Origin of the sequence: Microcoleus harperi Pol14_C6 (assembly GCF_036701295.1) — a bacterium.
In the GTDB taxonomy this organism is placed as follows: Bacteria; Cyanobacteriota; Cyanobacteriia; order Cyanobacteriales; family Microcoleaceae; genus Microcoleus.
In genome coordinates this window covers 270,288-283,635 of record NZ_JAUBQN010000003.1, presented here as the reverse complement: position 1 = coordinate 283,635, position 13,348 = coordinate 270,288, and the positions used below count along the sequence as shown (strand labels likewise).

The following is a 13,348-nucleotide window of genomic DNA, read 5'->3' as shown; positions in this document are numbered from 1 at the left end:
GGTATAATCTCTGTGATTCGCCAGGGTGCCTTCTGTCTTTGGTAGACTCAAAAGTGAGGTCGGAAGTGCCGATCCCCAGATCAAACGCACGCAAAAGGCACGCCCCCACTCCAGAGTAGACTCCAGAAACCTTTACCGAACTTAATCAAAACACGCAACACCACCTAAAACCAAGTCGTCCAGCTCCCCCAAATCCCCTAGATTCCCCCCGCTGTGCGGGATGGGTGGTCAATCTCAAATCTCAAATATCAAACCAAGGCGTCCAAATGCCCCAATTCCTTTCGATCCCGCCAGTGCAGGATCGGTGGTCAATCTAAAATCTAAAATATAAAATTTAAAATCGGTTGCCCGATCGCTCCTAAGATAAAAAAACGGTGGTTAAGAAGGTCTTTAAAACTTATGCGAGTGTTCGTCTTACTCTTCAATGCCCGCACCGAGAATGAGGGAATTCATACCATTCAACTCGGCGATCGCAATAAAGTTCTGATGTTTGAGTCAGAAGACGACGCCACCCGCTTTGGCGTGATGTTGGAAGCTCAGGATTTCCCAGAGCCCACGGTTGAGGCGATCGACGAGGAGGAAATTAAGGAGTTCTGCGACAGTGTTGATTATGATTGGGAACTGGTGCCTGCCGGCGCGCTGGCGATCCCGCCAGAAGACAATGTAACACAGACTCAGTGGCAGCCGGAGCCCGAACCCGATCCAGATCCAGATTCTGACGTTTCCCAAAACGAACTGGATTCTATTCGCCGCCGACTCGAAGGACTTTTGTGAGAGTCAGCAGTCATTAGTCAGCAGTCATTAGTAGAGTCTAATTGCAAAAATAGCTCTGTAATCTTGAAAAGCATCTGCGTTTATCTGCGTTTATCTGCGGTTTCCCTCTAAATCAATGACCAATGACCCATAACCCATGACCCATGACCCATGACCCATGACCAATAACGCAGAAAAAATTATGAAGAATTTGGAAGAACGGGGCCATCTGCTGACGGAACAGGTGAATGTCAACAGCGAGAATTTAGACCAACTCAGTTCGATCGAATTAGTGGACTTGTTCAACCGGGAAGACGCCCAAACCTTAAGCGCGATCGCCCGTGCCCGCAAAGAGTTAGCCCAAGCCATCGACATTGCAGCCGAGTCTCTGCGTCTAGGAGGCCGCCTGTTTTACGTCGGTGCGGGTACTTCCGGGCGTTTGGGGGTGCTGGATGCGGCCGAGTGTCCCCCCACCTTCTGCACGCCGCCCGAACTCGTACAGGGCATAATTGCCGGGGGTGCGGGGGCTTTGGTGCGGAGTTCGGAGGATTTGGAGGATCGGGCTGAGGATGGGGCCGAGGCGATCGCCCACCGTCACATTACCAACTTAGATGTGGTTGTCGGGATTACGGCTGGAGGTACAACCCCGTTTGTCGCGGGCGCTTTGCAGGCGGCACGCCAGCGGGGGGCGAAAACTGTGTTTATGGCCTGCGTACCCGTCGAACAAGTCAATTTTGAGGCTGATGTTGATATTCGGTTGTTGGTTGGCCCGGAGGTAGTGGCCGGTTCGACGCGCTTGAAAGCGGGTACAGTCACAAAAATGGCTTTAAATATCATTTCGACTGGGGTAATGGTAAAGCTGGGGAAGGTTTACGGCAATCGGATGGTTGATGTGGCAGTGACTAATAAGAAATTGCGCGATCGGGCTGTGCGGATGTTGCAAGATTTGACTGATTTAAACCGGGATGAGGCGGGTTTTTTGCTCGAAAAAAGCGGCAAGTCTGTTAAATTAGCTTTGATGATGCACTGGACTAATTTAGAGAAGGAAGAGTGCGATCGCATTTTGGGAGAATTTCAAGGGAATTTGCGATCGGCTGTGGCATCAATTCGTCAATAGTCATCAGTCATTAGTGATTAGTGAGTGGTGATTTGTTAGCACAATGCCTTTCGCCGATCATGCCCCATGCCCCATGCGCCATTCCCCATTCCCAAGTCATTAGTGATTAGTCATTTGCAAGATCGAGTCAAAAAATTGTGAAATCTCTTCAGCGGATCTGATGTGATAAACACTTTTGGTATTTTGAGCGCGATCGACATACTCGCGATATCTGGGAGTCAAATACTTGTGACACAACCAAAGAGCGCGGTAACTATTAATTGAACTCTTTAATATCGGACTGTTTTCAGGCCAGCCTTCTGGCGGTATAAAACTACCTGAAATCAGCCGTTTAGTCACCCACCAAAAATGCACGTATAGCGGTAAATCGACAAAAACCAGACTATCCGCCTCATTGAGTCGCGGCCAGAGGGTTTCCATGCAACCAAACCCGTCTATAATCCATCGGTCAGTCGCCAAAATTTTTTCATGCGTATGCTTATATTCTTCATTGGGAACCTCAGCGCCCCCAGATTGATATTGAATTTTATCCAAGGGGTAAAGTGGCAAACCAGTGATTTCCGATAATCTCTTGCTGAGAGTTGATTTACCACCTCCAGCGTTGCCAAACACCGCTACTTTTTTCATAGTTACCCTTTTAGTAATTTAGTTATTAGTTATTAGTTATTAGTTATTATTAGCAGACTAAAAGCTGAAGCTCGCTCTAATTTATAGCTTTCAAAAAACTCTATTTCGGTAATTTTTGGCGCGGATCATTGACGTTCTTGAGAAAGGCGATTAGGGTCAGTATATATATTGGTTGTTTGGCGATCGCTTGGAGATTTTATCACACAAGCGGTCGCGGTTCGGTATTGTCGATCGATTTGTAAAATATCGGTCAAATCTAAGGCGCTCGCTCCTTAGTTAAAAAAGCCGTTTCTGAAGCCAACGCACCTAGTACCAGACTGCTGGATACTCTACCCACTTTGAAATTTCAAACCGAGTCCTATTATGCAACCAAAGCCTAACCTTAACCTATACTCATTCTTGGGGCATCTCCCCTGGCTGAAAAAAAGCTACACTGCCAAAATTATGGTGGTTGCATTTTTAGGCACGCACGTTCCTTTGCTAACCTTAATGGTCTGGTTTCTTACCTCAAATGCTTACTCTGTAGAGACATCAGTCCGGGTTCTGCTGATTGCTCTGCTGGCGACATTAGCGGGTACGGCAGCAACGCTTTATACGCTACGCTACCTCCTGGTTCCAGTAATCTTAACCTCGGAGGCTCTACAAAACTACCTCGATACAAGAACATTGCCGAACTTACCCACAGAGTTTGCTGATGAAGTCGGTACGCTGATGGCAAATTCCTCACAAACGCTTTACAAACTAGATGAATTGATTCATTACATTACCCACTACGATGAACTGACTGGATTGCCCAATCGTGACTTATTCTGCGATCGCCTGAATCAAACCCGATCTCAAAATCACTCACCCCTAGTCGCAGTGCTGGTATTGGGTATCGACGATTTCACGGGAATGCGCCATGGGTTGGAGCCTGGGATATGGGACTTACTAATTAGAGCCGTTTCCCAACGGGTGGTAAACTGCATGAATCGGTCAGATGTCTTGGCGCGTTTGGGCGACGGTGAGTTTGCGATCGCTCGCAGCGAACTCCCCTCGCTGGAGAGTGTGGTCAAGCTATCCCAACTGCTGCTGAGTACGCTAGCAAAACCTTTCTCTATAGAGGGCCAACCGATCCACCTCACCGCCAGTCTTGGCATTACATTGAACCATCTAGAAAATACCAATTCTGCAGAGCAACTTCTTCAGCAAGCTCACTTCGCACTTCATCAGGCAAACCAGCAAGGGCGGAGTCACTATCAGTTTTATTCACCCGAAATGAACGTTCAGTTACAGGAGCGACTGATCTTAGAAAATAGCCTGCGCGGAGCGCTGGAGCGTAACGAACTACTGGTTTTCTATCAACCGCTGATCGACCTCGACAGCGGACAGGTGACAGCAACGGAGGCGCTGGTTCGCTGGCAGCATTCTACAGAGGGTTTGGTCTCTCCGGCACAATTTATTCCGATCGCCGAAGCCAATGGCGAGATCGTGCCCATTGGTGAATGGATCTTGCGAACGGCTTGCGCTCAAACCCGTAGCTGGCAACTGGCTGGGCTGCCAGCCCTGCGGATTTCGGTGAATCTGTCGGCTCGACAATTTGAGCAAACGAATCTGGTTGAGATGGTTCGCCAAATTTTGGCCCAGACCGAACTCGAAGCTGCGTATTTAGAACTGGAAGTGACTGAAACTGCCTTGATGACTGACATTGAGCGATCGGTCAAAGTCTTGACGCAACTGCGAGAACTTGGCGTGTCCCTCGCCCTAGACGACTTTGGCACAGGTTATTCTTCCCTCAACTACCTGCAACGGTTTCCGGTTAATATGCTCAAGATCGATCGATCGTTTGTCCGAGATGTACTGTCTAACCCGAACAGCGCTACCATTACTGATGCCATCATTGCTCTTGCAAAAAGTCTGCGGTTAACGATCACCGCAGAAGGCATTGAAACCAAGGAGCAGCGTGACTACCTGCAAGCGCGAGGCTGCGATGAAGGTCAAGGGTTTTACTTCTGTCGCCCTGCTAACGCTGATACAATCACCAAACTGCTAAACGAGTCGTTTCAGTCTGATGCAGCATCTATGCCTCTTGCCAGCCACTGTTAAGCTGCACCATTGGCTTTCACTGGGAGTGCGATCGTAAACTCAGTACCCATGCCTGCGGTTAAGTTAACGGCGATCGTACCGCCGTGTTTTTCCGTCCAGGACTGTTAACAACCAATCTCTCAAAACAGCCACCCCGATGATACTCTTAAAATTAAACCTAAAGCGCTCTTGTTTTTAGATTCCCGACTTCTTGGAGAAGTCGGGAATCTCGATATGCTGTTTTTTAGGCGTTGACAAAAACAGAAGATGTAAGCTGACTTTGACTGACACCCTGCACGATTCCCAAATAATTACTACCAGACTTAATCGCCGTAGAAGCAACGCTTGCACCTCCATCCAACTGCAAACTCACCGCTTCAAAAGTCAAGTTTGCAAACCCGATACCGTCCGTCAAACCAATTTTATCCCCAGCCCCAAAATCGACAATTACATCGGCACTAATTAAAGTAGCCGAAGCAGACAAACCTCCTGCTAAGATAAACGTATCATTTCCGCCGCCGCCCGTCAGCATATCTTGCCCGCGATCGCCCGCCAACACATCGTCGCTGTTACCGCCAACCAAGACATCATCTTCTTTGCCGCCGCGAATAGTATTGTTACCGTCAGATCCGATTAGTCGATCGTTATCGTTATTGCCGCTGATAAAATCATTGCCAACACCGCCATCAATTGAATCGGATTCTTTGCCGCCCGATAAGCTGTCATTGCCGCCTGCGCCATTAATTGTATCCGCACCTTGCATTCCATTAATGCTATCAGCACCTTCTCCACCGGTGAGATTGTCTTTACCGGAAAGGGCAAAAATTGGCAATCCCGCAGCATTTGTCGGTATTTGACTATCGGCACTATCTGATAGGAAATAATTGCCGTCGCTGGCTGTATTTTTGGGTGCTGTCGTCGGGCTGCCGTCCCCTGTAGCATTGGGTATTGGCGAAGTAATAGATATAGTGTTTGGTGTGGGTGTCGGTGCGGGATTGACACTACCGTCAAGAGAAGTCGCAAAAACTTGTGTCCAATAGTGATTCCAATTTTCTGTGCCAGTATCGTCGGCTAAGAAATAGTAACCGATGCCAATTTCTTTGAGATTGGGGTTAAGAATGTTAGCGCGGTGGCCGCTGCTGTTCATCCAAGATGATACAACTTGTTCGGGTGTAGAAGAACCCGCAGCAATATTTTCTGCTGCAGTTGAGAATTGATAGCCTGTTGCAGAAATCCGACTTCCTAATGACGAACCATCTTTCCCGGTATGCGAAAAGAAGTCTTGCAGTGCCATATTTTGGCTGTGATTTTCCGCCGCATTTAGTAACTGAGTATTTAAGGTTAGCGGGGACAAACCTAATTTACTGCGTTCTAGGTTCGTAAGTTCTAAAACTCTATAAATAAAGTTTTGATTGGTTGGAGTTGGTGCGACTTGAGAGGCCGAGCGCTCTCCTGTTAAAATGTCCGAGGATTGAGAACCGGAATTTTGTAGTTGTTCAAGCATGGGGATGATCGAGAGTTTTAAGACTTGGTTTTGCAGGTAGATGGCTTACCGTCTTAACGATAGTTTCCCCGATCGCTAGTTGGCGGGGCACAATTCAATAATTGTGTTAATTCCTGCCGCTACTGTATTTGTTTTAATTATAGCTTTTGTTAAAGTGGGGATGTCAAGAGGCAGAATCTGGTTTGGATCGGGAAGAGTGCGATCGACTTTAAGGAGAGTTTCAAAGGAATTTGCGATCGCCATTGGCATCAATACAATTTTAGATTTTAGATTTTAGATTTTAGATTTTTCCTGATTAGTCAGGTTGGCACCTTCCACCCAGCCCGCTGGCTGGCTAGAAACCCGGTTTCTACGAGTTTTGCAGACAAAAACCAGCAATATAGGAAGAAACCGGGTTTCTGAATTCTGTGTGCGATCGCGAACGAAGTTGTTACTAGAATCCGCACAAAAAATTCTAAATGAATTCAAAATTCACAACCGCGCAGGGTTGTTCGCGATCGCCAAAGCAATCTCAAGATTTCAAACTATTTTCTTGTCCGGCTTTAGCCTCCTGAGCAACTTGTTCAACCTCATCTTTGGCGAGAATTTCCAAAGCTGTCTGTGCTTCTGCACCGCCCAACCGCCCCAGAGCTTGAGCTACTCTGTAACGGATCTGCCAATCTGCATTGGAAGCGTAGGGAAGCAGCAGCGGCAGCGCGCGTTTATCTCCCAATTCACCTAATGCGCTGATGGCAATGGTTTGGATCAATTCGTTTTCAGAAGTCAGGGCATTTTCTAACATCGGAAAGGCTTTCGGATCTCCCATTTCTCCCAAAGCCGCAACGATGCTCAGTTGCACCAACCATTCAGAGGTACTGCTATAAACTTGCTGCAAATCTTCTAAAGCCTCGGTTAATTTCAATGCGCCCAAAGCATCGGCTGCGGCTGCTTGCACGTCGGGTTCGGGGTCGTTGTTGAGGCTGTTTCGCAGTACCTCTAAAGCGTTCGGCAGATTCTGCGTACCGAGGGTTGATATTTGGCTGACTGCTGCGTAGCGAACCCGGACGTTTTTGTCTCCGATCGCAATTTGAATCAGTTTATAGGCAATCGCGGGTTCTAGTTGGCGCAGTTGGTTGACTGCTCGCAGTCTTTCGCCAAAATCCTCGGAATTCAGCAATTGTTCGACAGACTCAGGGGTAATGCTCATTCGATTTTAAATTTGATAATTGGGAATAAGGAAGAAGGAAGAAGGAAGAGGGAAGAAGGAAGAAGAAGAAGAAGCAAGAAAGAAAAAATTGCTCTGTGTCTATTCCTGACTTCCGTGTCCTCAATCTCGGTAATTGGTAATTGTCAAAAGTCAGCGAGATTGAAAGAGCGATCGACTAATTTTTTGATACAGCCCTGGAACTGCAACAGTTAATTTAAGATTCGGCAGCCATCGAGCGGATAATATCTCCCCTAGTGAGGATGCCGATTACTTTGCCCGTAGTATCGACCACTGGCAATCGGTGGATGCTGCGATCGTGCATCAGTTTGGCAGCTTCTTGGACAGATTTGTCGGGCCCGATGGTAACTGGTTCTTTACTCATCGCTTCTCCTACTGTTTGTCCTAAAGCCTTGTGCAGATCTCGCTCGTAACGAGATGGATTTTCCAAATAAATCACGCTGTCGAGCACCATAATGTAAGCGGGCGGAGTTACGCCAGTTTCCCGCCACATCAAGTCGGTTTCGGAGATAACTCCTACCAACAAGTCATTCTCATCTACGACGGGAAGACCGCTAATGCGTCGATCGGCTAAAATTTTAATTGCTTCGTTCAAGGGCATTTCGGGTCGCGCCAAAATCGGCTCGCGGCTCATTACATCGGCTACTGTTTTTGGCATGATTAGCGGTTGATTGAGTTGTTGCTCTAAATCGATCATATAGGGAAAGCGTGACACAGACTGAAGAAAGGCAGCTCTGCTGAAGGGATTAGTTAAGAAGGTAGAACGAAGGAAAAAGTTTGAATGCCAGAATTTTGCTATTTTTTTCGATCGCACTCTAAAATTCTGCCGTTGGTCTCCCTCCAGCGGGCGATCGACCTGACAATATTGTTAAGATATATTAAACAGCGGATAAATCTTTACTAATGCCACAATCTCCCACCTCAGAACCAGACTCCCAACCAGAAGCGCGCTGTGTATTGGTTTGCCAGTATCTATCTTGCCTAAAAAATGGTTCAGCAGCAGTGCTAGCTGCTTTTGAAGCTCAACAAGTTGCAGGGGTGAAAGTGGAGGCTACTAGCTGTCAGGGACAGTGCACGACTGGCCCGACTGTACGAGTTACCCCGGACGAAATTTGGTATTGTCGAGTTAAACCGAGTGATGTACCGTTAATTGTGGAAGAACACCTCAAAGAGGGAAAACCTGTAGAGGCGCTGTTCAATCCGAGAATTCATGCGCGTTATTATTATTAATATTGACTTGATTCGGTGAAACTTCCAAGCTCGGGCGCATCTAATTTTAATAGTTATTGTTAAGGAACTGCTACTTTGAAAATCCAAGGAATTGCGCTTAGTTTGTTAGTGCTGGTGCTGGGGCGTCCGTCGGCGGTTGCTGCTCAAACGTCGGCGGTTGCTGGGGATATTTGTCCTGGGGAATTGGGAGCGCAAGTAGATGCGATCGCCAATCGTCCCGAATTTAGTCGATCGCGCTGGGGCATTTTGATTCAACCTCTATCTTCTACTACTACTCTCTACAGCCGCGATGCCCAAAAATATTTTATTCCAGCATCAAATGCCAAGCTGCTAACTACAGCCGCTGCTTTGCAGAAACTCGGTGCAGATTTTCGGATTAAGACATCTGTTTACAGCGGCGAAAATGGAAGTTTGTACGTTGCCGGCCGAGGAGATCCCAGCATTGCTGAGGCTCAGTTGAAATCTTTGGCGCAGCAGTTGAAGCAGCGGGGAATCAGTCAAGTTAACCAGTTGATTGGCGATGACAGCTATTTTCAAGGCAGTGCAGTCAATCCGAATTGGGAATGGGAAGACGCGCAAGCAGGCTACGGAGCGCCAATTAACAGTTTAATTTTCAATCAAAACGCGATCGACCTTCTATTGTCCCCACAGGCAATCGGGCAACCTCTGAAAGTTACTTTTGCCGAACCAAAGCTGGCAAATCAGTGGCAACTTCAGAACAATTCAGTAACAGTCGCCCAAAGCGAATCTGAGTTTATTGAAGTTGGTCGGGAGTTCGATCGACCTATAATTCGAGTAAGCGGACAGTTGAAAGTTGGTGGCGAACCTGAATCAGCTTATGTCGCAGTTGTCAACCCCGCTAATAATTTTTTGCAGCAGTTTCAGCAAGTTCTGGCGGCTGAGGGGATTTCTGTTAAACAGGCTTTAGTTGCCTCGGCTTCTCGCAATTTAAATCAAGAATTAGCGACCGTTGAATCGCCGCCGCTGGCCCAATTGGTGAGAGAAACTAATCGCGAAAGCAACAATGTTTATGCAGAAGTTTTATTGAGATTGCTGGGAAAAGTTACAGACAAGATGCCCCAGCAGCAAGAGGATGCAGGTGAAATGGGTTTGAAAGAGTTAAAAACAGTTTTAACTCAATTAGGAGTAAATCCAAACAGCTACATATTAGCAGACGGTTCGGGCTTGTCCCGCCACAATTTAATTAGTCCAGAAGCTTTGGTCCAAACTTTGAGATTTATGGCCAATTCACCTGCTGCATCTATTTACCGCCAGTCACTGCCGATCGCTGGCGAGAACGGCACTTTGAAAAATCGCTTCAATAATACACCAAGCCGCGTAATTTTGCAAGCAAAAACAGGAACTTTGAGCGGAGTTTCGGCGCTGTCGGGATATATCGAAGTTCCCAATTACGAGCCGCTGGTGTTTAGCATTATCGTCAATCAATCTGACCTATCGGCTGCAAAAATGCGATCGGCAACGGACGAAATTGTGCTATTATTGAATCGCCTGCGCCGCTGTTAAAACAGTACATTTAAGGTAAAAAACGTCCGGTCAGTAATTACGCCTAAAAAACCGGACACCCAACAACCCTACAAGTTTTAAGTTTCATTAGATTGCAGCGGCGGGTATCGAAAAGCAGCTACAATAAAAGTAGAAAAATTAACACCATTGGGACGTTTTAGCCTGCTACCAGTCGGCGGGTTCTGTACTTCCCGAAAATAAGTCTAACTTTCCAACTATGAATTCTTTCGATTCCGAACAGCAACACATCTTTGTCGAAACCAATAACATCCGCCTGCACTGCGTTTCTCAAGGAGAAGGCGAGCTCGTTCTCCTCCTGCATGGGTTTCCAGAGTTTTGGTACTCTTGGCGTCATCAAATCCCTGCTTTAGCGCGTCATTTCAAGGTGGTAGTGCCGGATTTGCGGGGTTACAACGATTCTGACAAGCCGGAAAGCGGTTATGATTTAGATACGCTGAGCGCGGATATTCGCGGTTTGATTGCGAGCCTCGGTTATACAAAAGCTCACGTTGTAGGTCATGATTGGGGAGGGGCGATTGCGTGGCACTTAGCTCAAAAATTCCCCGAACAACTCAACCGCTTGGCAATTTTAAACGCTCCGCACCCGCAGCGATTCGTGCAGGAAATGGCGAGCAATTTAGATCAAATCCGCCGCAGTTGGTACGTTTTGGCGTTTCAGGTTCCCGGCATTCCGGAATGGTTGATCCGGCAAAACTTGAAAGATTTTGTGCACAATGTTTTCCAAGGACAAGCTGTTCGCAAAGGATCTTTTAGCGCTGAGGAAACTAAGATTTATCAGACTGCTTTAGAAAAGCCGGGAGTATTAGCCGCCGCTATCAATTATTACCGGCAGATGTTTCACCCGCAGAGGCTTTGGAATTTGGCGGAGAAATTAGAACCTGTGACAGTACCTACTTTGGTGCTATGGGGAGAAGAAGATGCGTTTTTGAGCCACAAACTTGTAGAAGGTTTAGACAGATTAATTACGGCTCCGTTTAAGTTGAAATTAGTTCCTCACTGCGGTCACTGGATTCAGCAGGAAGCGCCACAAACGGTGAATCGAGAATTGCTGAGTTTTCTGAGAAATTCTTCTCGTTCTGTGGCTTTGGCATAGAAGGTTTTAAACATTGCAAATTAAAACCCGGTTTTACAGCTAAACCGGGTTTTAATCTGTCTAGGGATAGGTTTTTTTTAGGGTGCGTCGTGGATAGAGTTTCTGGATTACCAGAGAATTCAAGCTAGCTGACGCACCCTACTTATTTATTAGTCCCAGAGCAAATTTTCTTGGATCAGCAGTGCAATCATCGCAGTTCTGGAACAAACACCGAGTTTGATAAAAATCCGCCTCACGTAAGTAGCAACCGTCCAGTGACTGATATTTAAATTTTTGGCAATACATTTGTTGGGCAGCCCTTGGGCTACTAATTGCGCGATCGCTCTTTCGCGTGGACTCAGGCTAATTTCCGGTTTGTAACTTTTGCTTTGCATACTTTTGCAATGAGGTAACGAGTTAAAATCTAATCAATTAAGGGTAGAATTCCGAGTTTTTCTCGAACTTCAGATAAAGGAGTTTCCCAATCAGATGCAACGTCCCAATTAATTAACCGAGTGGCTAATTTTCCGTGTTTTAAGCCTTTGATAATTTGTCCGATCTCGCATTTGCCGCCGATCAGTCCAACTAACACTAAAATCGCACAAGAAGGACGAAATACTTGAGCGCGAGTAAACGCTTGAAGTACCAATTCATCTTCTGTTGAAGCTGAAAGACCGGTCAGCACGTGCCAAATGTCGTGGTTTCGCTGAATCCAGTCTCCCGATGCGATCGGCTCAAAGCCTTGTTCGTCTAGAAATCGCGCCACTTCGCACCCTAATGTTCCTGCTGGCAGTTGGCGCAATTTTGCCAAGTCTATTTCCAAGTGTCGATCGCTCTCAATTTGAGGATTAATTGTTTGAGCCATCTTTAATATAACTCCTAATTGACCGTCAGCCATAATTTATTCTCCTTTCAACAATGCTTTAAGTTTCGAGCAAATTAATTTGTGTTTGTCAAGTTCATTTTTGCGACGAATAAATACGATTTTTTTACCAACTCAGCTTAGAAACCGTACTTTCTGTCCCAGCAATTGGCTTTCAGGAGCTTTTACATTTCTTTACAAACAGCCTCAGAGGTGAAATCTGGCAGTTGCCAAAATCTGGCTAGTGTTACTTGCGGCAACTTGACCCACCCGGAAGTAGCCGTAAAATCCACAGTATCTAGCGGTGATTTGAACTCCTCTACTTACGTATATAAATTTATTCTGCTGCTAATTATTGGAACCTGCAATGAGTCAGAAGTTGAACAGTGTAAACCAAGCGATGCGGGTGCTAACAAGTGAAGAGAGTTGAAAGGATCTGAAGTAAGGTGAAGTTATTCGGAGTTGATGCCGGGGATAGTCCGCGCCCAGGATCGGACGAGTGCGCTATCGCTCAAATGAGTGACACTCATTTGAGCGACTGTTGAAGTATTTACATACTAGGTATAATAAAGTATAAATTCATAAAAGGTATTGCCATGAAACGACTTAATATTTGGTTTTATGCAGGAGTTTTGTCATTAATTTGGTGCCGTGCTGCTAGCGCTACCACTTATGTTAATCCTAACGGTAAAACTACTTTAAACTTGTCAGAAAAAGAAAACACTCGCAGCGGTTTTTACTTGACAAAAGTAGGCAATCGGGAATTTTTGGGCAATATTCAAATTACCCGTTCTGAAGGAGCAGCAGGCTCTTACTATTACAATGGGACTTTCAAAGACAGTGCGAGTGGCCCTGGCAAAAAAATAGTTTGTTCTGGAGATATCGCCATTGTCAGGCGTCAAGTTGGAAGAAGCAGCCAATTGGGAGCAGAAGTTACTTGGAAGGTGAAAGCAGGAGAAAATTGTCCTTCTGTGGGCCAGACATTTAAAGTAAATTTAGTTGAGGCTTTACCGCGTCCTAATGCAAGTGGCGACTATACTTCTAGCAATGCTAATACTTGGTCGAGTCAAACAAATGGTTTTGTAACTTGGCCTGCTTGGCGAGTCACCTCGCGAGATGGACAACTCAACTGCCGCAAGACCGCAAACGGAGCAATTCAACAAGTTTACCGCGCGGATAGAGATACAGTTGCTGCTGAACTCAGGGGAGCAAATGCTATTACGATGGCGAACGGTCAACCCTGGTTGCTGACAAGACAAGGCTGTTATGTGCGCGCTAATTCTCAATACATCGAGCCAGTTTCTTTGCCACAGTAAATGACAAAAGTGATAAATAAACTGCTGCTCATCTCCAAGCCTGACTTCTTAAAT

The 13,348-nt window shown here is 46.4% G+C and carries 14 protein-coding genes; 7 read left to right on the top strand and 7 right to left on the bottom strand.

What is annotated here, in order from left to right:
• Positions 1-399: 399 nt before the first annotated feature.
• Both QUA27_RS04505 and murQ read left to right on the top strand, forming a co-directional pair.
• Positions 400-774: a DUF3110 domain-containing protein gene (locus QUA27_RS04505; protein ID WP_333066613.1), complete on the top strand. Its 375-nt coding sequence runs from the start codon at positions 400-402 to the stop codon at positions 772-774.
• Between the two features lie 181 nt (positions 775-955).
• Positions 956-1,870 carry an N-acetylmuramic acid 6-phosphate etherase gene (gene murQ, locus QUA27_RS04500; protein ID WP_333066647.1) on the top strand — a complete coding sequence of 305 codons (915 nt, stop codon included), beginning with the start codon at positions 956-958 and terminating at the stop codon, positions 1,868-1,870.
• 99 nt (positions 1,871-1,969) lie between these two features.
• On the opposite strand, the gene QUA27_RS04495 is transcribed toward murQ, so the two are convergent.
• Positions 1,970-2,497 (bottom strand): P-loop NTPase family protein, encoded by a 528-nt coding sequence (locus QUA27_RS04495; protein ID WP_333066612.1) that lies wholly within the window; start codon positions 2,495-2,497, stop codon positions 1,970-1,972.
• A 363-nt stretch (positions 2,498-2,860) separates the two neighbouring features.
• Between QUA27_RS04495 and QUA27_RS04490 the strand changes: the two genes are divergently transcribed.
• Entirely contained in the window at positions 2,861-4,582 is a 1,722-nt protein-coding gene (locus tag QUA27_RS04490) for a putative bifunctional diguanylate cyclase/phosphodiesterase (RefSeq protein ID WP_333066610.1), read from the top strand.
• Between the two features lie 223 nt (positions 4,583-4,805).
• On the opposite strand, the gene QUA27_RS04485 is transcribed toward QUA27_RS04490, so the two are convergent.
• From QUA27_RS04485 to QUA27_RS04470, 4 genes are all read right to left on the bottom strand, one after another.
• On the bottom strand, positions 4,806-6,065 hold the full coding sequence (locus QUA27_RS04485) for a CAP domain-containing protein (protein ID WP_333066608.1): 1,260 nt from the start codon (positions 6,063-6,065) through the stop codon (positions 4,806-4,808).
• Between the two features lie 75 nt (positions 6,066-6,140).
• Positions 6,141-6,317: a hypothetical protein gene (locus QUA27_RS04480; RefSeq protein WP_333066607.1), complete on the bottom strand. Its 177-nt coding sequence runs from the start codon at positions 6,315-6,317 to the stop codon at positions 6,141-6,143.
• 259 nt (positions 6,318-6,576) lie between these two features.
• Positions 6,577-7,251 (bottom strand): phycobilisome degradation protein NblB, encoded by a 675-nt coding sequence (nblB, locus tag QUA27_RS04475; protein ID WP_333066606.1) that lies wholly within the window; start codon positions 7,249-7,251, stop codon positions 6,577-6,579.
• A gap of 214 nt (positions 7,252-7,465) precedes the next feature.
• A complete protein-coding gene (locus QUA27_RS04470; protein ID WP_333066604.1) occupies positions 7,466-7,927 on the bottom strand; it encodes a CBS domain-containing protein in 462 nt (153 codons plus the stop codon).
• 245 nt (positions 7,928-8,172) lie between these two features.
• On the opposite strand from QUA27_RS04470, the gene QUA27_RS04465 reads away from it, so the two are divergent.
• The 3 genes from QUA27_RS04465 (at position 8,173) to QUA27_RS04455 (ending at position 11,137) form a co-directional block, all read left to right on the top strand.
• Positions 8,173-8,499, top strand: coding sequence for a (2Fe-2S) ferredoxin domain-containing protein (locus QUA27_RS04465; RefSeq protein ID WP_333066603.1), 327 nt, complete (start codon positions 8,173-8,175; stop codon positions 8,497-8,499).
• Between the two features lie 81 nt (positions 8,500-8,580).
• On the top strand, positions 8,581-10,023 hold the full coding sequence (gene dacB / locus QUA27_RS04460) for a D-alanyl-D-alanine carboxypeptidase/D-alanyl-D-alanine endopeptidase (RefSeq protein WP_445251472.1): 1,443 nt from the start codon (positions 8,581-8,583) through the stop codon (positions 10,021-10,023).
• Positions 10,024-10,240: 217 nt separating this feature from the next.
• On the top strand, positions 10,241-11,137 hold the full coding sequence (locus QUA27_RS04455) for an alpha/beta fold hydrolase (protein ID WP_333066601.1): 897 nt from the start codon (positions 10,241-10,243) through the stop codon (positions 11,135-11,137).
• A 149-nt stretch (positions 11,138-11,286) separates the two neighbouring features.
• Here the strand turns inward: QUA27_RS04455 and QUA27_RS04450 are convergent, their stop codons facing one another.
• Positions 11,287-11,511: a response regulator transcription factor gene (locus QUA27_RS04450; protein ID WP_333036912.1), complete on the bottom strand. Its 225-nt coding sequence runs from the start codon at positions 11,509-11,511 to the stop codon at positions 11,287-11,289.
• Between the two features lie 29 nt (positions 11,512-11,540).
• Positions 11,541-12,014 carry a Coq4 family protein gene (locus tag QUA27_RS04445; RefSeq protein WP_333066600.1) on the bottom strand — a complete coding sequence of 158 codons (474 nt, stop codon included), beginning with the start codon at positions 12,012-12,014 and terminating at the stop codon, positions 11,541-11,543.
• Positions 12,015-12,574: 560 nt separating this feature from the next.
• Here QUA27_RS04445 and QUA27_RS04440 point away from each other — a divergent pair.
• Positions 12,575-13,294 (top strand): hypothetical protein, encoded by a 720-nt coding sequence (locus QUA27_RS04440; protein ID WP_333066599.1) that lies wholly within the window; start codon positions 12,575-12,577, stop codon positions 13,292-13,294.
• Positions 13,295-13,348 lie beyond the last annotated feature (54 nt).

Excerpts from the sequence above, each read along its gene's own strand:
- QUA27_RS04505 (WP_333066613.1), top strand. The coding sequence starts at position 400 with ATGCGAGTGTTCGTCTTACTCTTCAATGCCCGCACCGAGAATGAGGGA.
- murQ (WP_333066647.1), top strand. The coding sequence starts at position 956 with ATGAAGAATTTGGAAGAACGGGGCCATCTGCTGACGGAACAGGTGAAT.
- QUA27_RS04495 (WP_333066612.1), bottom strand. The coding sequence starts at position 2,497 with ATGAAAAAAGTAGCGGTGTTTGGCAACGCTGGAGGTGGTAAATCAACT.
- QUA27_RS04490 (WP_333066610.1), top strand. The coding sequence starts at position 2,861 with ATGCAACCAAAGCCTAACCTTAACCTATACTCATTCTTGGGGCATCTC.
- QUA27_RS04485 (WP_333066608.1), bottom strand. The coding sequence starts at position 6,065 with ATGCTTGAACAACTACAAAATTCCGGTTCTCAATCCTCGGACATTTTA.
- nblB (WP_333066606.1), bottom strand. The coding sequence starts at position 7,251 with ATGAGCATTACCCCTGAGTCTGTCGAACAATTGCTGAATTCCGAGGAT.
- QUA27_RS04470 (WP_333066604.1), bottom strand. The coding sequence starts at position 7,927 with ATGCCAAAAACAGTAGCCGATGTAATGAGCCGCGAGCCGATTTTGGCG.
- QUA27_RS04465 (WP_333066603.1), top strand. The coding sequence starts at position 8,173 with ATGCCACAATCTCCCACCTCAGAACCAGACTCCCAACCAGAAGCGCGC.
- QUA27_RS04455 (WP_333066601.1), top strand. The coding sequence starts at position 10,241 with ATGAATTCTTTCGATTCCGAACAGCAACACATCTTTGTCGAAACCAAT.
- QUA27_RS04450 (WP_333036912.1), bottom strand. The coding sequence starts at position 11,511 with ATGCAAAGCAAAAGTTACAAACCGGAAATTAGCCTGAGTCCACGCGAA.
- QUA27_RS04445 (WP_333066600.1), bottom strand. The coding sequence starts at position 12,014 with ATGGCTGACGGTCAATTAGGAGTTATATTAAAGATGGCTCAAACAATT.
- QUA27_RS04440 (WP_333066599.1), top strand. The coding sequence starts at position 12,575 with ATGAAACGACTTAATATTTGGTTTTATGCAGGAGTTTTGTCATTAATT.